The 24,155-nt window shown below is 35.1% G+C and carries 18 protein-coding genes, 2 tRNA genes and 2 rRNA genes; 6 read left to right on the plus strand and 16 right to left on the minus strand.

From position 1 onward, the window contains the following. Positions 1 to 27 precede the first annotated feature (27 nt). The 4 genes from ABDW27_RS01180 to lon form a co-directional block, all read right to left on the minus strand. Positions 28 to 627: a murein L,D-transpeptidase catalytic domain-containing protein gene (locus tag ABDW27_RS01180; RefSeq protein WP_343694231.1), complete on the minus strand. Its 600-nt coding sequence runs from the start codon at positions 625 to 627 to the stop codon at positions 28 to 30. 80 nt (positions 628 to 707) lie between these two features. Then, positions 708 to 1,307 carry a murein L,D-transpeptidase catalytic domain-containing protein gene (locus tag ABDW27_RS01185; RefSeq protein ID WP_343694232.1) on the minus strand — a complete coding sequence of 200 codons (600 nt, stop codon included), beginning with the start codon at positions 1,305 to 1,307 and terminating at the stop codon, positions 708 to 710. 5 nt (positions 1,308 to 1,312) lie between these two features. Beyond that, a complete protein-coding gene (gene porQ / locus ABDW27_RS01190) occupies positions 1,313 to 2,332 on the minus strand; it encodes a type IX secretion system protein PorQ (RefSeq protein WP_343694233.1) in 1,020 nt (339 codons plus the stop codon). A gap of 185 nt (positions 2,333 to 2,517) precedes the next feature. Continuing rightward, positions 2,518 to 4,971: an endopeptidase La gene (gene lon / locus ABDW27_RS01195; protein ID WP_343694234.1), complete on the minus strand. Its 2,454-nt coding sequence runs from the start codon at positions 4,969 to 4,971 to the stop codon at positions 2,518 to 2,520. Positions 4,972 to 5,235: 264 nt separating this feature from the next. Between lon and ABDW27_RS01200 the strand changes: the two genes are divergently transcribed. The 4 genes from ABDW27_RS01200 to ABDW27_RS01215 are packed head-to-tail and all read left to right on the plus strand — an operon-like array spanning position 5,236 to position 8,128. Continuing rightward, positions 5,236 to 5,790: an RNA polymerase sigma factor gene (locus tag ABDW27_RS01200; protein ID WP_343694235.1), complete on the plus strand. Its 555-nt coding sequence runs from the start codon at positions 5,236 to 5,238 to the stop codon at positions 5,788 to 5,790. Then, positions 5,787 to 6,332: an anti-sigma factor gene (locus ABDW27_RS01205; protein WP_343694236.1), complete on the plus strand. Its 546-nt coding sequence runs from the start codon at positions 5,787 to 5,789 to the stop codon at positions 6,330 to 6,332. Before ABDW27_RS01200 ends, ABDW27_RS01205 begins: the two co-directional genes overlap by 4 nt. Beyond that, positions 6,316 to 7,374 carry a hypothetical protein gene (locus ABDW27_RS01210; RefSeq protein WP_343694237.1) on the plus strand — a complete coding sequence of 353 codons (1,059 nt, stop codon included), beginning with the start codon at positions 6,316 to 6,318 and terminating at the stop codon, positions 7,372 to 7,374. Before ABDW27_RS01205 ends, ABDW27_RS01210 begins: the two co-directional genes overlap by 17 nt. Positions 7,375 to 7,393: 19 nt before the next feature. Further along, entirely contained in the window at positions 7,394 to 8,128 is a 735-nt protein-coding gene (locus tag ABDW27_RS01215) for a head GIN domain-containing protein (RefSeq protein ID WP_343694238.1), read from the plus strand. 96 nt (positions 8,129 to 8,224) lie between these two features. Here ABDW27_RS01215 and ABDW27_RS01220 read toward each other — a convergent pair whose 3' ends face one another. The 6 genes from ABDW27_RS01220 to ABDW27_RS01245 form a co-directional block, all read right to left on the minus strand. Continuing rightward, positions 8,225 to 9,550 (minus strand): MFS transporter, encoded by a 1,326-nt coding sequence (locus ABDW27_RS01220; protein ID WP_343694239.1) that lies wholly within the window; start codon positions 9,548 to 9,550, stop codon positions 8,225 to 8,227. 153 nt (positions 9,551 to 9,703) lie between these two features. After that, on the minus strand, positions 9,704 to 10,516 hold the full coding sequence (locus tag ABDW27_RS01225; RefSeq protein WP_343694240.1) for a M48 family metallopeptidase: 813 nt from the start codon (positions 10,514 to 10,516) through the stop codon (positions 9,704 to 9,706). Positions 10,517 to 10,602: 86 nt separating this feature from the next. Next, positions 10,603 to 13,002: a glycoside hydrolase family 31 protein gene (locus ABDW27_RS01230; RefSeq protein WP_343694241.1), complete on the minus strand. Its 2,400-nt coding sequence runs from the start codon at positions 13,000 to 13,002 to the stop codon at positions 10,603 to 10,605. 203 nt (positions 13,003 to 13,205) lie between these two features. Then, on the minus strand, positions 13,206 to 15,110 hold the full coding sequence (gene glgB / locus ABDW27_RS01235; protein ID WP_343694242.1) for a 1,4-alpha-glucan branching protein GlgB: 1,905 nt from the start codon (positions 15,108 to 15,110) through the stop codon (positions 13,206 to 13,208). A gap of 67 nt (positions 15,111 to 15,177) precedes the next feature. Further along, on the minus strand, positions 15,178 to 16,458 hold the full coding sequence (locus ABDW27_RS01240; protein ID WP_343694243.1) for a glucose-1-phosphate adenylyltransferase: 1,281 nt from the start codon (positions 16,456 to 16,458) through the stop codon (positions 15,178 to 15,180). Then, positions 16,448 to 17,875, minus strand: coding sequence for a glycogen synthase (locus tag ABDW27_RS01245; RefSeq protein ID WP_343694244.1), 1,428 nt, complete (start codon positions 17,873 to 17,875; stop codon positions 16,448 to 16,450). Before ABDW27_RS01245 ends, ABDW27_RS01240 begins: the two co-directional genes overlap by 11 nt. A gap of 117 nt (positions 17,876 to 17,992) precedes the next feature. On the opposite strand from ABDW27_RS01245, the gene ABDW27_RS01250 reads away from it, so the two are divergent. Together ABDW27_RS01250 and ABDW27_RS01255 are read left to right on the plus strand one after the other, a co-directional pair. After that, complete coding sequence (locus ABDW27_RS01250) at positions 17,993 to 18,859, plus strand: alpha/beta hydrolase (protein ID WP_343694245.1); 867 nt, start codon at positions 17,993 to 17,995, stop codon at positions 18,857 to 18,859. 46 nt (positions 18,860 to 18,905) lie between these two features. Further along, positions 18,906 to 19,556, plus strand: coding sequence for an endonuclease III (locus ABDW27_RS01255; protein WP_343694246.1), 651 nt, complete (start codon positions 18,906 to 18,908; stop codon positions 19,554 to 19,556). Position 19,557: 1 nt separating this feature from the next. Here ABDW27_RS01255 and ABDW27_RS01260 read toward each other — a convergent pair whose 3' ends face one another. The 6 genes from ABDW27_RS01260 to ABDW27_RS01285 all read right to left on the minus strand — a co-directional run bounded on the left by ABDW27_RS01260 (position 19,558) and on the right by ABDW27_RS01285 (position 24,071). Beyond that, positions 19,558 to 19,992: a nuclear transport factor 2 family protein gene (locus ABDW27_RS01260; RefSeq protein ID WP_343694247.1), complete on the minus strand. Its 435-nt coding sequence runs from the start codon at positions 19,990 to 19,992 to the stop codon at positions 19,558 to 19,560. A 17-nt stretch (positions 19,993 to 20,009) separates the two neighbouring features. After that, positions 20,010 to 20,462: a DUF1569 domain-containing protein gene (locus ABDW27_RS01265; RefSeq protein ID WP_343694248.1), complete on the minus strand. Its 453-nt coding sequence runs from the start codon at positions 20,460 to 20,462 to the stop codon at positions 20,010 to 20,012. A 160-nt stretch (positions 20,463 to 20,622) separates the two neighbouring features. Next, positions 20,623 to 20,708 (minus strand) — tRNA-Leu (locus ABDW27_RS01270). Between the two features lie 6 nt (positions 20,709 to 20,714). After that, positions 20,715 to 20,787: transfer RNA gene (locus tag ABDW27_RS01275), tRNA-Phe, on the minus strand. Between the two features lie 69 nt (positions 20,788 to 20,856). After that, positions 20,857 to 20,966 (minus strand): 5S ribosomal RNA (gene rrf, locus ABDW27_RS01280). A gap of 156 nt (positions 20,967 to 21,122) precedes the next feature. Then, positions 21,123 to 24,071 (minus strand): 23S ribosomal RNA (locus tag ABDW27_RS01285). Between the last annotated feature and the right edge of the window lie 84 nt (positions 24,072 to 24,155).

The raw sequence follows: 24,155 nt of genomic DNA on the forward strand, positions 1-24,155 counted from the left end.
TTTTTTAATTTTTATTCTTTGACACTTTTAATAATAAATACTCATCAGGATATTAGATTTTGATGCATCTATTATTTTAGCGATTCTTTCAAAATATTGTTTATTGACCATTGGGCAGCCAAGACTATTGCAAATGTAACCATCTTTCTCTTTATATGGTACATTATAATAGTAATGAAAGACAATATCTCTTTCAAGGGCATTACTATTTGTTGCGTCTAAACCATAGAGTTTATAAGCTTTACCAAATCTTCCGTAATAGTAATTTCCTATAGAATAATTCCCTAATGAAGTACTATATGAATTGGGTACATTGCTAAACTTAAGTTTTCCCTGAATACCGGTTTCTGATCCTGAGCCATGTGCCACTATACCTTTATCAATAATTTTATTTTTCTTTAAATCGTAGACAAAAAAGCGATTCTTTCCAGAAGGTATTTTCATATCAATTAAAAAAACAATTTCCTTATTGTATTTCGGGTTATTCTTAACCAGCTTTCTTATTTTTTTAATCTGAAAATCTATTCGGGTTGTGGTTTCAGTTTTTATTTTTTCTTCTCTCCAAATAACTTTGTAAACAGCTAAAGCTATTAAAATAAAAAGTAAAATATAAACTGCTTTTTTCATGATAATTGGACAAAAAAATCCTTTTATAATCGCAATTTATTAACGACCATAAAAGGCTGTAAAATTTTAATTCTTAAATATTAATAGTAAATATCTAAAATAATGTTCGACTTAGAACTATCAATTATTTTCTCTATACGTTTAAAAAACTGTTCGTTAACCATCGGGCAGCCGTGACTTCTGCTGATGTAATAATCTTGTTCTTCATAAGGAACTGCAGAATAATGGTGCAATACTATCGCTCTTTTTAAAGCATTATTATTAGTTGCATCTAAACCTGCCAATCTATAGGCTTTACCAAAAATACCTTTATAATTTTTCCCAATAGAATATCTGCCAAGTGCAGTACAGTTTGAGTTTGGTTCATTGCTAAATTTCAACATTCCGTTTACACCGGTTTCTGAGCCGGAACCATGAGCCACAAGACCCTGATCTATAATTTCATTTTTCTCTAAATCGTAAACAAAAAAACGATTTTTACCCGAAGGCACTCTCATATCAACCAAAAAAGCAATTTTAGAATTATAATTATGATTAAGGCTAACCATATTTCTAATATCACCTAATCTGCTGTTTATCCTTTCGATTTCTAAACTGGTTATCGATTCGTCTTTATAAAAATGTTTTGAGCCAGAAAATAAACCAACTGTCATAAACAGAAACAAACTGAATAATTTCATATAAATTATTGGAAATTTAAAATTAGACCAAAAAGACTTGTATTTGCTGCCAATGTATATCTGGAATACGAATAATTGAATTTTAACTTATTGATTTTTAACCCAAATCCTACAGAGAGTCCGGAAAAATTGCGTTGATCTTCGATGCTTAATTCCTGACCTCTTCTAAAATTATATCCTAAACGCAAATTGACTGCTTTTTTTGGAAAAAGTTCTACACCAAAAATAACGTGCCTTAGTGCATTATTGACAAACGAAACTTTTTCTTCAGTTGTCGTTCCGTCAATATTGGTTTCTCCGCGGTTAGGGTTTGAAAAAGATATTTTCCATTGCTGTAAATTCTCTAAAGTAAGATGCCAGCGAATAGGTACATGTTCTAATTCCTGCGAAATTCCGGCTGTAATTTCAAAAGGCAGATTTTCCTGAATACCTGAATAGGTTTTAAACTGTGTTCCTATATTACGGAAAACCAGTGCCAAATTAATATCGTCTCTCTCAATAACATATAAAAAACCTAAATCAACTGCAGCACCAAAAGAATTATAACTTTCTAATGTAGAAGTAATCAATTTAGCATTTGCTCCTATATGTAAATTAGTAAAAGGAACGTTGTACGCATATCCTAATGAAAGTGCACCTTCACTTCCTGTAAAGTCAGATGTGGCCTGACCATTCTCATCATATCCTTCAAAAGAGCCATAATTGATGTAATTTACTCCGGCGTAAAATGTTTGCAGATGACGATCATAAGTGTAAGCATAAGAAGCCGTCCCGTAAGAAGCCTCTCCGTAGTAATTTCCATAATTCAGGGCTAAATGATTGTCCATATCCTCATTTAAAACGGCTGGATTAGACATAGCCTGGTTAACATCTTCGTCATAAATCGTAATCACTTTTCCTCCCAACGCAGCCTGACGCGGTGATGTTGTTAAATTTAGAAATTGATAGGTGTAACGTCCTCCAACTTGTCCAGATGAAACTGAACAAATTAGCAGTAAAAAAAATACAACAATCTGTTTTAACATGTTTTTGGAACGTTCCTATGTGGGAATAACGTAAATACAAAGATAAAATTATATAACAGGAAAAATAAAATTAAAGATTAAATAAATTGAATGGAAAATTCCAATAAAAAAATTCCAAATACCAAACCTTTATAGTTTGAAATTTGGAATTTGGATTTTAAAAAAGTGGAATTTTTAATTGAAGTTTACTTCAAAGTTTTAGCATTTTTTGCATTTTGATCTGTAAGAGCAATGGCTAAAACTTCACTCATTTCTTTAACGTAATGAAATGAAAGTCCTTCTAAATATTCAGCTTTTATTTCATCAATATCGCTTTTATTTTCGTGACACAGAATAATTTCTTTAATTCCGGCTCTTTTAGCGGCAAGAATTTTTTCTTTAATTCCCCCAACAGGTAAAACTTTTCCGCGTAAAGTAATTTCCCCAGTCATCGCAAGACTTTTCTTTACTTTCTTTTGAGTTAATAAAGAAACCAAAGATGTCAGCATCGCAATTCCGGCGCTTGGACCATCTTTTGGAGTTGCTCCTTCCGGAACGTGCAGGTGAATGTTGTATTTTTGGAACAATTCAATTCCTAAACCTAACTTTTTAGCATTTGCTTTAATATATTCTAAAGCAATTGTTGCCGATTCTTTCATTACATTTCCAAGGTTTCCGGTAATCGTCAACGCTCCTTTTCCTTCAGAAATTAATGATTCTATAAATAAAATATCTCCGCCAACACTTGTCCAGGCTAAACCTGTCACTACTCCGGCAACATCGTTATTTTCATATTTATCGCGCTCAAGTCTCGGAACTCCTAAAACTTTTACAACATCTTCGTCTGTAACCTTTTTATTGTACTCCTCTTCCATCGCAACGGCTTTTGCGGCATTACGAATTACCTGGGCGATTTTAGTTTCAAGGTTACGTACACCAGATTCTCTTGTATAACCTTCAACAATTTTTTCTAATTGTTTTTTACCAATAGTCAGATCCTTAGCCGTTAATCCGTGTGCTTCTAATTGTTTTGGAAAAAGGTGTCTTTTTGCGATTTCTACTTTTTCTTCAATCGTATAACCTGACATTTTGATTACTTCCATTCTGTCACGCAAAGCAGGCTGAATTGCCGCCATATTGTTTGAAGTCGCAATAAACATTACTTTAGATAAATCATATCCCATTTCAAGGAAGTTATCATAAAAAGCATTGTTTTGTTCAGGATCTAAAACCTCTAATAAGGCAGAAGATGGGTCGCCGCTGTTTCCGTTTGAAAGTTTATCAATCTCATCTAAAATAAAAACCGGATTTGAAGTTCCTGCTTTTTTCAAACTTTGAATAATTCTTCCCGGCATTGCACCAATATATGTTTTTCTGTGCCCGCGAATCTCAGCCTCATCACGTAAACCACCTAGCGAAATACGTACATATTCACGACCTAAAGCTTCGGCTACAGAACGACCGATTGAAGTTTTTCCAACCCCCGGAGGGCCTGTTAAACAGATAATTGGTGATTTCATGTCATTTCGCAATTTTAAAACTGCCAAATGCTCGATCATTCTTTTCTTAACTTCATCAAGTCCAAAATGATCTTTATCTAAAACTTTTTGAGCATGTTTTAAATCGAATTTATCTTTAGAATATTCACCCCAAGGCAATTCTAAAAACAACTCTAAATAATTACGCTGAATTCCGAAATCTGGCGACTGCGGATTCATACGACGCATTTTAGATAATTCTTTTTCGAAATGTTTCTGTGTTTTTTCGTCCCATTTTTTGGTTTTCGCTTTCTGTCCCATTTCGTCCATTTCTTCTTCCTGCGAAACGCCTCCCAATTCTTCCTGAATGGTTTTCATTTGCTGGTGAAGGAAATATTCTCTTTGCTGCTGATCTAAATCAAAACGAACTTTTGACTGAATGTCATTCTTCAATTCTAATTTTTGAAGTTCAACATTCATATAACGTAATGTTTCAAGAGCACGGTCTTTTAAGCCATTTATCGATAAAAGACCTTGTTTTTCTTTTACTGATAAATTCATGTTTGAAGAAACAAAATTGATCAAAAACGATTGGCTTTCAATGTTTTTAATAGCAAATGTTGCTTCTGATGGAATATTTGGGCTTTCTTTTATAATTTGTATAGCCAGTTCCTTTACAGAATCAAGAATAGCTGTAAACTCACTGTCATTTTCTTCAGGACGTTCTTCTGCAACTTCTTTAATTGTTGCCGTCATATAAGGCTCTTCAGAAACAACTTCGTCGATTTCAAATCGTTTCTTTCCTTGCAAAATAACGGTTACATTTCCGTCAGGCATTTTTAAAACACGTAAAATACGTGCTACAGTTCCAATTTTATGAATATCATCTTTTGAAGGATCTTCATCTTCTTCATTAATCTGAGAAACTACACCAATGATTTTTCCGCCAGCATTGGCATCATTAATTAATTTAATTGATTTATCTCGTCCTGCAGAAATTGGAATTACAACTCCCGGAAATAAAACGGTATTTCGTAAAGGTAAAATTGGCAAAGAAACAGGAAGTTCTTCATTGTTCATTTCCTCTTCGTCTTCCGGAGTTAATAGAGGAATTAATTCTGCTTCTGAGTCAAATTCCTGAAGTGACAGATTGTCAATAGTGAGTATTTTATGATTTGACATAATAATATATAAGTCGTTTTGTCATTAAAAGTTTAATACTATCTGCAAAAGCTGTCTTAAAAGCTATTGTTTCTAATAAGTGTGGTGTTTACAAGATAGGCCATAAAAATAGACAATCATTATGCCAAATGCAAAATAGTCAGCTTTGAAATTTAGCTTTTAACGTCAGTTTTCATTTATTTCCAAAAAAAATAAAATTAATTTTATAAAAACTGTAACATCTTAAAAAAAGTATAGTCATTATAAAAAACTAGCAGCCATTACTTGAGTATAAATAATCAAAATATCGAAGAATTAATCGCGCTTTGTAAAAACAACAATCAAAAAGCACAATTCGAAGTTTACAATCGCTATTGTAAAGCTATGTATAATGTAGCTTACAGAATTGTAAAAGACGAGCATTTTGCACAAGACGTCATGCAGGAAGGTTTTTTGAAAGCTTTTACAAAGATTAACGATTATAAACAGGAAGTTGCGTTTGGTGCGTGGCTTAAAAGAATCATTATTAATTATAGTATTGATTTCTATAAAAAAAACAATGCTTTTCAGATGGAGGATTTGAATAAATCTCTTTTTAAAATTGAAGAAAACGACTCCATTTTATCTGATAGTATTGATTTGAACTCACTTAAAGTGAAACAGGTTTTAGATACAATTTCAGGTTTAAAAGACAATTACCGAATGATTTTGACACTTTTTTACATTGAAGGTTACGATCAGGAAGAAATCTGTGAAATTTTAAATATTAGCTATGCAAACTGCAGAACTACGTTGAGCAGAGCTAAAGAAAATTTACGAAAAAAATTAGAGGAGATATGAAAAAGGAAAATGAAAATGACGATTTAGGTCAATTATTTGAAAAATTTGAAAATCAATGGGATATTCATGAAATGAATCCCGATCATCAAATTGATTTCTTAAATAAATTAAATAACAAGCCAAAAAAGAAAAAGAATTTTGCCGGCTGGGCCATTGCTGCCTCGATTGCGGTTCTATTGGGAATATCTCTGTTTTACAAAAATATTGCCGAGAAACCCAAAGAACTCAAGTTTGCCTCTAAAGAAACCAAACGCACCGATTCTATCTTCAGTATTTTGATCGAAAATGAGCTAGTTAAACTAAAAGAAAAAAATTCTCCCGAAAATGAGCAGATCATTAATGATGCATTGAAACAGATGAAAGTTTTTGATGCTGATTATGAAAAAATCATTAAAGAGGTTCAGAAAAACGGAGAAAACAAGCAAATTATTTATGCTATGATAAGCAATCTGCAAACGAGAATTTCTTTTTTGCAGACGGTTTTACAGCGAATTGAAGAAAACGAAAACTTAAAAAACACATCTGATGAAAAAACATTATAAAATAGTAATCCTTTTGCTTTTGATTCCTTTTTTAGGGTTTTCAAATGACGACAGTTATATTACGAAACAAAAAAGCATTAAAAAAACGTATATCGTAAATTCTAATGCCGGAATTGACATTGATAATAAATACGGAAACATTTCGGTTTCTACCTGGGACGAAGACAAAATCGATCTTGATATTACGATTAAAGTAAATGGCTCAAATGAAAACTGGGTAAACGAAAGACTTAATAATATTGATGTTGAAATTACGGCTTTAAAAAGTTTAGTGAGTGCGGTTACAACTATTGGCAATTCGGCATTGAAAAGTAAAGGCAGCCATAATAGTTTTGAAATCAATTATGTAATTAAAATTCCTAAAAACGGTTCTGTTAAATTAGTAAACAAATACGGTAATATTTCAACTTTAAATATTGAAGGGACAACGGATATAAACTGCAAATACGGAAAAACGACTTTAGGAAAATTAAACGGATCAAATAACCGAATTGAAATCGCTTACTGTCAAAATTCAAGCATCGAGTATATTAAAAACGGTGCTATCGATGCAAGATATTCGGGTTTAAAAATCAATGATTCGGGAAATCTTAATCTTGATGCGAGTTATACAGATGTTACCTTAAATGATGCACAAAACATTAAATACGCTTGTAATTACGGTAACTTTAAATTTCAAAAAATCAACTCGTTAGTAGGTTCAGGAAATTATCTGACGATTTCTATTGGTGAAATATCGAGCAATTTAAATTTTGATACCAATTACAGTAAAATAACTGTTGGTACGGTTAATGAAAAAGCCGGTAACATAAGCATTAACTCAGGTTATACTGATGTTTCTTTAGGATACGATGCCAATTATGCTTTTGATTTTGATATTTCCGGAAGATATACCAATATCAAGCATGATAATAATTTAGATATCACAACCAGCGAAACCAAAAGCAATACGAAACGAATCAGCGGCTTTTATAAGAAAAAAGGACAAAACAAAATCAACGTAACGTCTAATTACGGAAATATATCATTAATCAAAAATTAACAATCTAAAAATCAAGACAATGAAAAAATCAATTCTATTATTAGTTTGTGCAGTGTCTCTAGTTTGTTTCAATACGAACGCACAATCATCTGATAAAAATAAAATTAAAGGAAACGGAAATGTTATTACCGATACCAGAACAACTGGTGATTATGACAGTATAAAAATCTCAGGCTTTTTTGATGTTAATTTAGTTGCCGGAAAAGAAGGTAAAATTTCTATAAAAGGTGAAGAAAATTTACTGCCATATATTAAAGTTGAAGTTGAAGATAATGCTCTTAAAATCTATGTAGAGAGATATACTAACATTCGCCCCACAAGTGGAAAATCAATTGAAATTGTGGTTCCGTTTGAAAAAATATCTGAAGTAAGCCTGGCTGGTTCTGGAGATATTAAGTCGAAAGATGTTATTAAGAGCGATAATTTTGCTATAAAACTATCTGGTTCCGGTGATTTTAACCTGCCTGTTGATGTCAATAATTTAGAATTAAGCGTAAGCGGTTCAGGAAATATTAATTTAAAAGGTACAGCTGATAATTTTACAACTAAACTTTCTGGTTCTGGTGATATTGATGCTTCAAACTTAAAATCTAAAATTGTTACGGCTAATGTCTCTGGTTCAGGAAACACAAAAGTAACTTCAAATGAAAGTATTACGGCAAGAGTAGCTGGCTCAGGGAATATTAAGTATCTAGGAAATCCTGAAAAACGCGATGTAAAAGTGGCTGGTTCAGGAAATATTACAAAGGGTTAATTGATTTGTAAAAAGAAATATCACGAACTTCAACAACAATCATCAATCAAATAATAATTCTGAAATTCGTGATATTGATATCAAAAGACGTTTCGATTAATTTGAAACGTCTTTTTTATGAACTCTTCTTAATAAGAAAATAGAAGTAACGAAGAAAATCGCCAAAATTACAATTGCCGCACGCGGACTTCCGGTAATTTGATCGATAATTCCGTACACACACATCCCGATTACAATTCCTATTTTCTCGGCAACATCATAAAAACTAAAGAATGATGCTGTATCTTCTGTTTCCGGCAATAATTTAGAATACGTCGAACGTGATAAAGCCTGAATTCCGCCCATTACAAACCCAACAATTGTTGCCATTATATAAAAATGAATCGGTAATGTCATAAAATAAGCCATAGCACAAAATACCGCCCAAATACCATTAATAAAAATTAAAGTGGGAACATTTCCCCATTTTGCTGAAGCGCGGGAAGTTAGAACTGCACCGACAACAGCTACTATTTGAATTAATAGAATGCAAATGATTAAACCAATAGTACTTTCTTCTTCTGAACTCCATTGAATTTCCTGTGCTCCAAAATAAGTAGCAACCAACATAACTGTTTGAACAGCCATACTGGAGACAAAAAATCCACCTAAATATCTTCTCAAAGGAATATTTTCATTTAACAATCCCCAAACTTTCTTAAGCTCTTTAAAACCATTAAAAACAATTCCTTTTGTTAATTTCTGACTCTTTTCTGAACTTCCTTTAGGCAGATAATAATAGGTATACTGGCTGAATAAAATCCACCATACGCCTACCATCACAAAAGAATAGCGCATCGCTTTCATCGCTGCTTCGCCATTAGTTCCTGAAATTCCGAATAATTTAGGTTTCATAATCATGGCTAAATTAATAATCAACAAAAGAACACTTCCAATATATCCCATTGAATATCCTTTTGCGCTTATTCTATCCTGCTGATCTTCAAAAGCAATGTCCGGAAGATATGAATTATAAAAAACTAAACTTCCCCAATATCCTAATAACCCAAGAAAGTAAAAAGCTAATCCAACATAAATATTTCTGAGATCAAACCAATACAATCCCATACAAGACAATGCTCCCATGTAACAGAAAAACTTCATGAAAGATTTTTTATTTCCCACATAATCTGCAATTCCTGATAATAAAGGAGAAATAAAAGAAACTACTAAAAATGCTGCAGCTGTAGTAAAACTAATTAAAGCCGAATTTTTTAAATGAAGACCAAAAACATCAATATAATGATTGTCTTTTGGGAAAAGCGCGTCATAAAAAATTGGAAATACTGCAGATGCAATTGTAAGTGTATAAACTGAATTTGCCCAATCATAAAATGCCCAGGCATTTAATAATTTCTTGTCTCCTTTTTGTAGGTTTTTCATAGAAATGGTTTTGTTAATGCGCTACGAATTTATCTATTTTTTATGATAATCAAATATAAATTATCTAAATCGTTCATTAATAAATTATAAAGAATGGCGAACATAAAAAAAGCTATTCAACAGAATAGCTTTTTTTAATATCTTTAAATGTCTTTATTTGATAGTTCCTACTTTTAGGGCAATTGCTTTAGCTTCTGGAATTAAAGCTTTTATATTAGCAATTCTCGTTGCATCAGATGGGTGTGTACTCATAAACTCCGGTGTTGAAGATCCGCCTGATTTTGCCGACATTCTGGTCCAGAAAGCAACGGCATCATCTACATTATAACCTGCAATGGCCATAAGAGTTAAACCTATTTTATCAGCTTCACTTTCATTGCTTCTGCTAAACGGAAGCATTACTCCTACTTCTGAACCAATTCCGTATGCTTGTGCAAAAATTTGTTGTGTTGCTTCAGATTTTCCACTTGTTGCGGCTCCTAAGGCTGCTCCTCCAATCTGTTGTAATTGCGCCGCAGACATTCTCTGTGCTCCGTGATTGGCCAACGCGTGCGAAACTTCGTGTCCCATTACAGTTGCCAAACCAGATTCATTTTGTGTTACAGGCAAAATACCCGAGTATACCACAATTTTTCCTCCGGGAAGACACCAGGCATTTACTTCTTTATTATCAACCAGCTTATATTCCCAGCGATAATCTTTTAAATATTGAGTCTGACCTAAATAATTTAAATATTTCTCAGCTGCTGTCTTAATTTTATATCCAACATTTTCAATAAGTTTTGCATCTGCTGTTCCGGTTATTACTTTATTTTCAGATATAAACTGACTATATTGTTGAAATGATGAAGGGAATAATTCGCTATTTGAAACAAAGTTCAAATTCTGTTTTCCAGTGATTGGATTTGTCGCACAGCTGCACACTAAAACAACTGTAAAAAGGCCTGAAATTAAATGTTTTTTCATGATCTAAATAATTTAACACTAACAAAATTACAATTAAATTTACTTAAAATCTTACATAATTATTTCAAACGCTATCAGAATTTTACTTATTCGCCAATAATATGAAGTTCATTAAACTCTTTATCAACGATTAAAAATTTATTGGATTCAAAACTTACTGTATCAAAATTTATTTTTTCATTGTCGATTTCAATCTCAGTAACCTTAAACGGAAGTCCAATCAAATTAATTTTATATTTACTGTACGGTGTATCATATTTTCCTTCTTTATGAAGCTGAATAATTAATTCTTTATCTTTTCCGATGGTTCTCAAAGACAAGAAACTGTAGCGCCCTTTTTTATAATCGTAACCATCCTGCGCATCTTCATAAACTTGTGATTTTTCTTTACCGTGTTTGTAATAAACATCTAGTGTTAATTCATCAAATTCTAATTCTCCCACATATTGCTGAACAGGATATTTCGGAATAATGGCACCTGCTTTTACAAAAACCGGAATTTCGTCAAATTTAGTATCTACCCAAATTTCTCTTCCTCCAATAAAAAGTTCATTTGTCCAGTAATTATACCACTCACCTCTAGGTATATACATACGTCTACCTACAGCATTAGGTTCAAGTATCGGGCAAACTAAAATTTGGTTTCCGAAGATAAATTCATCATTACGATAATGCGTCTGCGTATCATCCTGATCGAAATAAACCAATGGTTTCAGCATCGGAACTCCTTCTTCAATATACTGCCAGAACATTGTATATAAATAAGGCAATAATTGATAACGAAGACTGACAAATTTTCTGGTAATATTAATTACTTCTTCATCAAAAGCCCAAGGTTCCTGATTTCCATGATCTCCGGAAGAATGCGTTCTGCAGAATGGATGAAAAACACCTAACTGAATCCATCGTGCGTATAATTCTCCTGTAGGCTGTTCGGCAAATCCTCCAATATCAGAACCTGTAAATCCCATTCCTGAAATTGACATTCTCTGTACCTGAATATTAGCAATCCATAAATGTTCCCATGTTGCTACGTTATCGCCTGTCCAAGACGATGTATAACGCTGCGCACCTGAATAGGCAGATCTGGTAATTACAAACGGACGTTTTGGATACGCGAATTTTTTAACTCCATGATAAGTTGCTCTTGCCATTTGAGTTCCGTAAATATTATGGGCTTTTCTGTGGCTGCAAGGGTTTCCGTCATAAAAATGGCGAACATCCATTGGGAAAGTTTTATTTGGAACTTCCATTACAGCTGGTTCGTTCATATCATTCCAAACTCCTTTTACACCAATATCTGCAACTAATTCTTTAAATAAACCAGCCCACCATTCTCTTACAGCAGGATTTGTATAATCCGGGAAATTACATTCGCCCGGCCATACTTTTCCTTTCATATAAGGTCCGTCGGCTCTTTTACAGAAATAATCTTTTTCTAAAGCTTCTTTGTAAACCCAGTAATCTTTGTCGATTTTAATTCCCGGATCAATAATAACAACGGTTTTAAAACCATCTTCTGCTAATTCAGCAACCATTCTTTTTGGGTCGGGAAAATATTCTTTACTCCACGTAAAACATCGAAATCCTTCCATATAATCGATATCCAGATAAATGGCATCGCATGGAATTTGAAGTTCTCTAAATTTTGACGTGATTTCTTTTACTTTACTTTCCGGATAATAACTCCATTTACATTGATGGTAACCCAAAACCCAAAGCGGCGGCAATTCTGGTTTTCCTGTCAAATCCGTATAGGTTGTAACAACGTCCTGCATTTGAGGCCCATAGATGAAATAATAATTCATTTCTCCTCCTTCTGCCCAAAAACTGGTTACGTTTCTTCTTTCCTGACAAAAATCAAAAAAAGTTCTAAAAGTATTATCAAAGAAAATACCGTAAGATTGTTTGTTGTGTAAGCCAATATAAAACGGCACTACTTTATAAAGAGGATCTTGCTCTTTTTGATAAGCATATTGATCTGTGGCAAAATTTTCTACTCTTTTGCCTTTTAAATTCATTTGAGTTGCTTTGTCTCCAAGACCGTAAAAACATTCTCCATCTTTAGAAGATTTACTCATTTTTACGATATTTCCGCCATATTCATAACTTTCTTCCCAGTGGAAACCAAGTTCGTCTTCTAAAATCAGAAAATCATTTAAATCATAAATAGCAAGTCGAAGATCTGCTTTTTGAATTTTGCATTTTACTTTACTGGTCCTGATCTGGAAATATTTTTCTTCTTCGGTAACTTCAAGAAAATTGTACCCGTGAAGCTGTGTTTTATCAATTGCGTATGAAAAGTCATTGCTGAAATAACCTTTTGTTGTAAAGCGAAATCGAATTAAACTGTCCCTAAGGATTGTAACTTTTAAAATTACTTTATTATCTGTATTGAAGAAAACAGTATCGCCTTCATGCTCATAAGAGACAATTTTTGACGGATATAAATCGCCTTTGTATTCTAGTGATGTATTTGTAATCATATCGCCAATGAATTAATTTTAACAAAAATCTCTATTTCAAACATACAAAAAAAGTTCATAAAGCCCTATGAATAAAAGGTTTATTCACGAAAACGTTTTTTCTGATTGACTTTTAAATTACGGCTCAAAAAATCAATAAATCGATAATTTATGAACCGTAAAATGACAAAATAGTAGTTTAAAAAATAAATGTAAGATTTTTTCTAAACGAAAGAATATACGGTTACACCTAAAGGGGGAAGAATTAGTTCAACAGAAAAATCTCTTCCGTCGTACTTTACAGACTCTGTTTCTATGATATTAGAATTTCCAACATTACTTCCTCCATATATACCCGCATCTGTGTTAAAAATCTCTTTTAATTTTCCCTTTTTAGAAATTCCAATTCTGTAATTTTCTCTAACAACTTGCGTAAAATTGCAGACTACAATGACATTTTCGTCTGAATTATTTCCTTTACGAATGTAAGACATCACGGCATTTTGATGATCTGAATAATTAATCCATTCAAATCCTTCGCCTGAAAATTGTTTTTCGTAAAGCGCCGGATATGATTTATATAAAGAATTCAAATCTGTAATTAACCTTTTTATTCCTGAATGAAAATCATACTGCAACAAATGCCAGTCCAGACTTTGCTCAAAATTCCACTCATTTGTCTGACCAAATTCAGCACCCATAAACAATAATTTTGTTCCGGGATGCGTAAACATATAGCCGTATAATAATCTCAAATTAGCAAATCGCTGCCACTCGTCTCCCGGCATTTTATAAATAAGTGATTTTTTTCCATAAACCACTTCGTCATGAGAAAACGGAAGCATGAAATTTTCGGTAAATGCATACGTCATCGAAAAAGTCAATTCATTTTGATGATATTTTCTATAAACTGTTTCTTTTTCAAAATACTTTAAAGTATCATGCATCCAGCCCATCATCCATTTCATACCAAATCCTAAACCACCAAAAGAAGTAGGTCTTGAAACCATCGGAAACGAAGTACTTTCTTCAGCAATAGTCTGAACTCCATCAAAATTAGAATAAATTACTTCATTAAATTCTTTAAGAAAACTGATACTGTCCAGGTTTTCTCTTCCACCAAAAATATTGGCTTCCCATTCACCGTCTTTTCTTGAATAATCCAGATAAAGCATCGAAGCTACAGCATCAACTCTTAATCCGTCAACATGATAATTCTGCAGCCAGAAAACCGCATTACTGATTAAAAAAGCACGAACTTCATTTCTTCCATAATTAAAAACCAAACTTTTCCAATCCGGATGATAGCCTTTTCTTCTATCCGGATGTTCGTATAAATGAGAACCGTCAAAAAATCCTAATCCATGAGCATCATCCGGAAAATGCGACGGAACCCAGTCTAAAATAACACCTATTCCTTCCTGATGAAGCTTGTCGACCAAAACCATGAAATCCTGAGGTTTTCCAAAACGAGAAGTCGGAGCAAAATATCCTGTCAGTTGATAACCCCATGAAGGATCATAAGGATATTCCATAACCGGCATAAATTCAACGTGAGTAAACCCCGTTTCCTTAACGTATTTTACTAAATCATCGGCTAATTCAAGATACGTCAAAAAACGATTATGATCGGCTCTTTTCCATGAACCCAGATGCACTTCGTAAACAGAATAAGGTTTATCTAATCTGTTTTTTTCCTGACGACTCTGCATCCAGTTTTCATCTTTCCAATTATAATCTAAATCCCAAACAACAGAAGCTGTATGAGGCGTTTTTTCGCAATAGCGGGCAAAAGGGTCTGCTTTTTCAGTTGTAACACCATTGATATTCGACTGAATTTTATATTTATAAAGTGCTCCTTTAGAAATATCAGGAACAAATCCTTCCCAAATTCCCGAAGAATCCCAGCGAACATTTAAAGGATGTTCTCCTTGTGTCCAGTAATTAAAATCACCAATAACAGAAACTGAACTTGCCGTTGGAGCCCAAACAGCAAAATATACTCCTTTAACTCCATTTACTTCAATTAAATGCGCGCCTAGCTTTTCATATAATCTGAAATGCTTTCCAGCTTTGAATAAATCAATGTCAAAATCAGTAAATAGAGAATGTGGAATTACTTTTGTCATATTTGGTTTTTAAGGCAAAAATTGAAAATTGGAATTTGAAGTTTTGAAATTGGAATTTTTTAAAATTTTATTCAATTCTAAAATTATCAGAAAGAGTTACACCTTTTTTAATAACGACAATGCCATCTTTTATACTGTATAATTCATTAGAAAAATTATCTAAATGTTTTCCTCCGCTTATGTGAACATTATTTCCTATGCGCACATTTTTATCTACAAGAGCATTTTTAATAAAGCAATTTTCTCCAATACCAACATGAGTTTTATTGATGCTGGTATCGTGATTCATTTCGTCAAGATCCTGATAAAAATCATTCCCCATAACATAACAATTTTCCAAAACAGTACCTTCGCCAATTCTGGAACGAATACCAATTACAGAGCTTTTAATTTCTTTGGCATTAATAATACAGCCTTCTGAAATTAAAGATTGATTGATAATCGAATTTCTAAATTTAGATGGCGGTAATAACCTTGGTCTGGTAAAAATTTTATTTTCGTTGTCAAATAAATTGAATTCCGGAATATCGGCAGTTAAACCAATATTGGCTTCAAAAAAGGATTCGATATTTCCAATATCCGTCCAGTATCCTTCATATTGATAACTTAAGATTTTATGTTTTCCAACAGCTTGCGGAATAATTTCTTTACCAAAATCTTTCGTTTCCTGATTCCCCATTAATTCTACCAGCAATGATTTATTAAAGATATAAATTCCCATTGAGGCAAGGTATTTTTTGCCTTTTTCCTGCATTTGTTCGCTTACTTCAGATTCCCATTCTGGCAGTAAAGATGCATGTGGTTTTTCAATAAAAGCATGTATATTATTTTCATGGTCTGTCTTAAGAATTCCAAATTCTGGCGCATCTTTAGCATTTACAGGCAAAGTTGCAATAGAAATTTCGGCATCGGCAGCGATATGAGCTTCCAGCATTTCATTAAAATCCATTTGATACAATTGATCTCCGGAAAGAATCAAGGCATGGTCAAAATCGTGTTTTAAAAAATGTGACATACACTGACGTACGGCATCAGCAGTTCCCTGAAACCAGGTTGGATTATCCGGAGTTTGTTCAGCGGCTAAAATATCAACAAATGATTGACTGAAAATACTAAAATTGAAAGTGTTTTTAATATGAGCATTTAAAGATGCAGAGTTAAATTGCGTTAAAACAAATATTTTAAAAATATCTGAATTAATACAATTCGATATTGGAATATCGACCAAACGATATTTTCCTCCAATAGGTACAGCTGGTTTTGATCTCGTTTCTGTTAAAGGGAATAAACGCGATCCCTGTCCTCCTCCTAAAATAATAGCAACTACATTTTTCTTTTTAAATTTCATTTTTCTCAATTATTAGGTTGTATATTTCGATATATTCTTGGCAAACTCTTTCCCAGGAATGATCAGCTGACATTCCTCTTTGTATTACTTTATTGAAATTTATTTTATCATCGTATAGGTTAACTGCACGATTAATAGAATAACAAATGTCGCCAACCGATGACTGATCGTGGCAGATTCCATTTCCTTCATCTCCGAAATCAATAACCGTATCCCTCAAGCCTCCAGTTCTCCTAACAATTGGAATTGTTCCGTATCGCATAGCATACATTTGATTTAAACCGCATGGTTCTACTCTTGAAGGCATCAAAATATAATCTGAACCTGCATAAATCAAATGAGCTAATTCTTCATTGTAACCTATAAAAACATTATAATTTCCTTTATAATCGTTGCGTAATTGTGTTAATTGTGATTCAATTTCAGCATTTCCTGAACCTAAAATTAAAATATTTATGTCTTCAAAATGTTCTGATAAAGCTAATGCCGATGCCTGAGGAAGCAAATCGCCTCCCTTTTCTTCAAACAAACGTCCAATAAAACTAAATAAGGGTTTTGAAGGATCAAGCTCAAATTGCTCACACAGTTTTTCTTTATTCTTTTGCTTTCCAGCTTCAAAATTCTCAATAGAATAATTTTCAAAAATCATTTGATCTTTTAACGGATTCCAGACTTCAAAATCAATTCCGTTTAAAATTCCTTTTGATTTAAGACGAACTGACTGAAAAAGTGATTCTAATCCATTTGCTGCATAATTAATTTCATTCAAATAACTTGGAGAAACAGTCGTAACGGCATTAGCACATTTTACTGCAACTGCCAATGAATTAATGCTATTATTCCATTCTAGTAAGCCTACATGTTTTAAATCAAATTCTGGCAGATAATACAACTTATCAAATCCAAACCATCCCTGATATAAACCGTTATGAATAGTAATGACCGTTTTTACGTCTTTTAAAGTCTCATATTTATAGGCAACCTGAAGCAAAAACGGAATTAGCCCGGTATGATGATCGTGACAATTAATTATATCCGGAATTTTATTTCTTGCTATAATCCAATCTAATACAGCAATTTGAAAGGACAAAAAACGCTCAATATCATCTTCATATCCATATACATTTGGTCTGTTAAACAAATCATTAATCTCAATAAGATATAGCTCATAACCGAGTGTATCAGTACTTTCTTTTAAAACACTAAACGGAAAATTAAAATTTCCGAGTTTAACTTTTCCCCAATGAACACATTCGAAATCATTTTCCTTTCTAAAATTAGTATCATAACAAGGAACAACAACTCTAACCTTGTGTCCGGCATTAGTCTGATATTTTGGTAATGCCCCAACAACATCAGCCAAACCGCCAACTTTCGCCACTGGATAACATTCTGCACTAATATGAAATATTTCCATTTCAGAAATTAATTTGTGATTATTTTTAATAAACAATCATTAATATGCTACTTTTATCTTTTTTTAAATTTAGCAAAAAAATAGGCATAGTTCAGCTCTCAAATAAGTTTTATTGAAATGGCAAAAAAGGTAAATAATCCTACTAAATCATTAAAAATTCCACAGATAATTATAATATCTGCCAAAATTTGTGCATTTGTATCTAAAAAATTGGCCATTAAATTTGCCGCAAAAATATTTACAACGCCCATCAAACATAAGATTCCAAAACGTGAGTTAGAAATGGATCTTAAAAGCGCACAAAAAACGATCAGCGTTCCTGCTATAAATAAAAACATTGTTACCTATCATTATGGTAACAGTGAACGCAAAATATTATTAGTACACGGATGGTCTGGCCGCGGAACTCAATTATTTAAAATAGCCGATGAACTTTTGCATCACGGTTATTCTACAGTCAGTTTTGATGCGCCTGCACATGGAAAATCTGAAGGAAAAACAACTATAATGTCTGAATTCATAGCTTCTATTCTTGAGATAGAAAAGGAATTTGGCCCGTTTGAATATGCGATTGGACATTCTCTTGGAGGAATGTCTGTTTTAAATGCAATTAAAGATGGATTAAAAGTCAACAAAGCCATTATAATTGGAAGTGGAGATATTGTGCAGGATATTCTGGATGAATTTATTTTTAAACTAAAACTAGAAAAAGAATATAGCGAAGATCTGAAAGTATTTTTTGAAAATAAATATCAGTTAAAAATGGATGATTTTTCAGCTTACAGAGCTGCTCAAAACATTAAACTTCCAGTTTTAGTAATTCACGACAATGATGATCCTGAGGTTCCTGTAAAAGCGGGTATTCACATACATAAGAATCTGGAAAACGGATCTTTATTTCTTACCGATGGTTTAGGACATAGAAAAATTCTTGGAAATCAAAATGTTATCAAAAAAATATTAGAATTCATTAAAATCAATTAACTTTATATATAAGCATTTCATTATCAATCATAAAGAGATTATATAGATGGATTTATTTGGAGAAACAAAGGATTGGGAAGTTGAGTTAAAGCCCATTTTAAAAAAATACAAAGGCAAAAAACATCCTTTGGATTATCAAAATACTTATCAACTTTTGGTAATGGTTGTTTTATCAGCTCAGGATTCTGATGCAAATATCAATAAAATTGTTCCTGCATTGTTTGAGAAATATCCAAGATTAAAAAGTCTGTCAAAAGCTGACACTGAAACTTTTGTACCCTACATAAGTAAAGTACGTAATTACCCAACCAAAGCACAATGGCTTTTGGAAATCGCACAAACGATAAAGGAGGACAAAGATATACCTCTAACAATGTCAGAACTAACAGCTTTAAAAGGTATTGGCAGAAAATCAGCCAATGTAATTATGAGAGAAACTCACCAGCCAGCAGAAGGAATAATTGCAGATTTACATGTAATACGAGTAGCTCCCAGAATTGGAATTATTAAAGAAGCAAAAGATGGTAATAAAGTCGAAAAAGACTTAATGCAGGCTTTACCAAAAAGCATCTGGTCAGAAATTGGAATGGCTATTTCTTTTTTAGGGCGTGAAATATGCAGACCAAAACCTAAATGTGAAGAATGTCTTTTAACCGATATCTGTTTATATTACAACACAGTAGTTCTAAAAAATTAGATTATTTTCTACGTGTATCAATTAAATAAATAATTTTCCATGAATCTTTTTCTTTAAACAATGTAAAAGTATTTACACCGGTATGACTTAATTTATCGTTTAAATAAAACTCATAAGGAGCCCAAACATGAGCCATAGTTCCATCAATTTGAATATTGTAGCTCAAAATTTTCTCCTGAAATTTCATATTCGAAGGAATTGTCGCGATAGATTTATAAAATTCATTTGCTGTTTCGTTAGATAACTTATTTCCTTTTGAAAGACTCTCACTAATTGACTGAAGAATCATTTTATCGGCACAAACGCTCTTTATTTTAGAAGAATCTCTCTGATGAAAACCTTCAAAAAAGATTTCAATACTTTTTTGAACTTCTTGTTTTTGAGCGTTTGCTGTTAATCCAAAACACATGCACAGTAAAATGTAGTATATTTTCATTTTGAAATCAATTTATATTAAACTCCAAATTGTGTAAAATGATGATCTAAATGTTTAGCAAACATATTATTCCATTCTTTAGAAGTTAATTTACCAAAAGATAATGATTCTTTTCCTTCAAATTCCTTTTCTCCTAACTCTTCTGTTTTTCGAATATACTTAATAAGTCTTTCTTTTTCAATATTAAAATCCCGATCACCTTTAATTATAAACTGTGGAGCTGTCTGAATATTTCTGGTATAAGGAGATTCTCCCACTACTTTATTTTTTGCCAGCATTTTCAGCAAGAGTCTTATAAAAAGATTAGGCTTAGGATGAATATTATCATAAACCATTTCATATGTAACATTACAATGAGCAAGCATCTGATCAACAGACATTTTACCCCAAAGCGGCTGTGAATCTGATTTTAAATTATTAACACGATCCACAAATTGATCACAATCTGACTTAAGAAAAATATTTTGCATAATTAAAAAAATAAAGTACTTTGATATAGTAAAAATATAAAATTACTTCTTTGATATTGTATTTAACAAGAAATATTTTAATTCTAATCAATATAATACGGACTATTTTCAATTTAGAACAAAAAAAACTTCAATTAGCAAAGCCAATTGAAGTTTTTAGTACTCAGAGCGGGACTTGAACCCGCACGAACATTGCTGTTCACTGGATTTTAAGTCCAGCGTGTCTACCAATTTCACCATCCGAGCATTATGTGGTACCTCCAGGGATCGAACCAGGGACACATGGATTTTCAGTCCATTGCTCTACCATCTGAGCTAAGGTACCTTACTACTGATAAAATCAGCAAAGTTAGAATAAAAAACCCCATTTCTAAGAAACAGGGTTTTTCAAAAAGAAAGGCGACGACATACTCTCCCACAATAATGCAGTACCATCTGCGCAGGCGGGCTTAACTTCTCTGTTCGGGATGGGAAGAGGTGAGCCCCGCCGCAATAACCACCTTAAGGCCATTCGCTGCAAGCAGCTTTTAATTATTAATTATCAATTATAAATTGTTAATTATCAATCAAACAATATTTTAACATACTGAGATAAAGAAAAGTAAGTTTTAGTTTTAGAAAGTTTCCTCCCTCTCGTCTGGGACGAGAGGGAAAAGGGTGTACATAAGCTTACGGATTATTAGTACTACTCGACTATGACATTACTGCCTTTACATCTATAGCCTATCAACGTGGTCATCTTCCACGATCCTTAAAAGAAATCTCATCTTGTGGTGGGTTTCGCGCTTATATGCTTTCAGCGCTTATCCCTTCCGCACATAGCTACCCAGCTATGCCCTTGGCAGGACAACTGGTACACCAGCGGTGCGTCCATCCCGGTCCTCTCGTACTAAGGACAGCTCCTCTCAAATTTCCTACGCCCACGACGGATAGGGACCGAACTGTCTCACGACGTTCTGAACCCAGCTCGCGTACCACTTTAATGGGCGAACAGCCCAACCCTTGGGACCTACTCCAGCCCCAGGATGTGATGAGCCGACATCGAGGTGCCAAACACCGCCGTCGATATGAACTCTTGGGCGGTATCAGCCTGTTATCCCCGGAGTACCTTTTATCCGTTGAGCGATGGCCCTTCCATTCAGAACCACCGGATCACTATGACCTACTTTCGTACCTGCTCGACCTGTCGGTCTCGCAGTCAAGCTCCCTTATGCCATTGCACTCTACGCACGATTTCCAACCGTACTGAGGGAACCTTTGGGCGCCTCCGTTACTCTTTTGGAGGAGACCGCCCCAGTCAAACTACCCACCATACACTGTCCCCACCCGGATCACGGGCCAAGGTTAGAACCTCAAACAAACAAGGGTGGTATTTCAAGGATGGCTCCACGACCGACTGGCGTCCCCGCTTCAAAGCCTCCCACCTATCCTACACATCATGGTTCAAAGTCCAGTGTAAAGCTATAGTAAAGGTTCACGGGGTCTTTCCGTCTTGCCGCGGGTACACTGCATCTTCACAGCGACTTCAATTTCACTGAGTCTCTGGGTGGAGACAGCGCCGCTGGGGCCAGATCGTTACGCCATTCGTGCAGGTCGGAACTTACCCGACAAGGAATTTCGCTACCTTAGGACCGTTATAGTTACGGCCGCCGTTTACTGGGGCTTCGATCAAGAGCTTCGCCTTGCGGCTGACCCCATCAATTAACCTTCCAGCACCGGGCAGGCGTCACACCCTATACGTCCACTTTCGTGTTTGCAGAGTGCTGTGTTTTTAATAAACAGTCGCAGCCAGCTGGTACCTTCTTCAGCTGCGGCCCCGACTTCAGCTACGGGCGCGACCCTTCTCCCGAAGTTACGGCACCATTTTGCCTAGTTCCTTCACCCAGAGTTCTCTCAAGCGCCTTGGTATACTCACCTCGACCACCTGTGTCGGTTTGGGGTACGGTTCTAATGTTACCTGAAGCTTAGAGGCTTTTCTTGGAAGCCCTTAGGCGCACTATCTCTTTGTCCGAAGACTCCGTAGTGCCTCGTCATTTCACGCCTCAGGGTTCCTGCGCATTTTACTACAGGACCTATAGCTAGGTACTTCAACGAACTACCGTCAGTTCGCGGCGCTTTCATCACTCCGTCACCCCATCACAGCAATAAGAAGTACGGGAATATTAACCCGTTGGCCATCGACTGTCCCTTTCGGGTTCGCCTTAGGGCCCGACTCACCCTACGCCGATGAACGTTGCGTAGGAAACCTTGGGCTTACGGCGAGGGGGCTTTTCACCCCCTTTATCGCTACTCATGTCAGCATTCGCACTTCTGATACCTCCAGCACCCGTTACAAGGCACCTTCACAGGCTTACAGAACGCTCTCCTACCACTGTACATAGCATACACGCGATGCCGCAGCTTCGGTGCATGGTTTTGCCCCGTTACATCTTCCGCGCGCAGACCGACTCGACCAGTGAGCTATTACGCTTTCTTTAAAGGGTGGCTGCTTCTAAGCCAACCTCCTGGCTGTCTGTGCCTTTCCACATGGTTTTCCACTTAGCACAAAATTTGGGACCTTAGCTGGCGGTCTGGGTTGTTTCCCTCTTGACAACGGACGTTAGCACCCGCTGTCTGTCTCCCGTGATAGCACTCTTCGGTATTCGGAGTTTGCATCGGTTTGGTAAGTCGGGATGACCCCCTAGCCGAAACAGTGCTCTACCCCCTATGGTATTCACGAGGCGCTACCTAAATAGCTTTCGGGGAGAACCAGCTATCTCCCGGTTTGATTGGCCTTTCACCCCTATCCACAACTCATCCGCTAATTTTTCAACATTAGTCGGTTCGGTCCTCCAGTGCGTGTTACCGCACCTTCAACCTGGCCATGGCTAGATCACCCGGTTTCGGGTCTAACACTACTGACTAAAGCGCCCTATTCAGACTCGGTTTCCCTACGGCTCCTGCCTATCCGGTTAACCTTGCTAGCAGAATATAAGTCGCTGACCCATTATACAAAAGGTACGCCGTCACCCCACGAAAGGGCTCCGACTGCTTGTAGGCGTACACGGTTTCAGGTTCTATTTCACTCCCCTCCTCGCCGGGGTTCTTTTCGCCTTTCCCTCACGGTACTGGTTCACTATCGGTCAGTCAGGAGTATTTAGCCTTGGAGGATGGTCCCCCCATATTCAGACAGGATTTCACGTGTCCCGCCCTACTCATGGATACCACTATCTATTACATTTATTACGTGTACGGGGCTATCACCCTCTATGGCCCGACTTTCCAGACCGTTCCGGTTCTGCATGCATAAAATGTCGTGGTCCTACAACCCCAGCACTGCCGTAACAGCACGGTTCTGGGCTGTTCCCCGTTCGCTCGCCACTACTTTGGGAATCTCGGTTGATTTCTTTTCCTCCGGGTACTTAGATGTTTCAGTTCCCCGGGTTCGCCTCAGCCCTATGTTTCGGTGTTCACTGATAGTCTGTCGAAACACACTGGGTTTCCCCATTCGGACATCTCCGGATCAAGGGTCGATGTTTCCTCCCTCCCCGCAGCTTTTCGCAGCTTATCACGTCCTTCATCGCCTCTGAGAGCCAAGGCATCCACCATGCGCCCTTATTTTGCTTATTGTACCAATCATAAAATTAATTATGACCGTTTTTTTTGTTTTTATTACCTGCATTACTGCTTATAATAAAAACGCTTTCTACTTTC

Source organism: Flavobacterium sp. (assembly GCF_039595935.1).
GTDB lineage: Bacteria > Bacteroidota > Bacteroidia > Flavobacteriales > Flavobacteriaceae > Flavobacterium.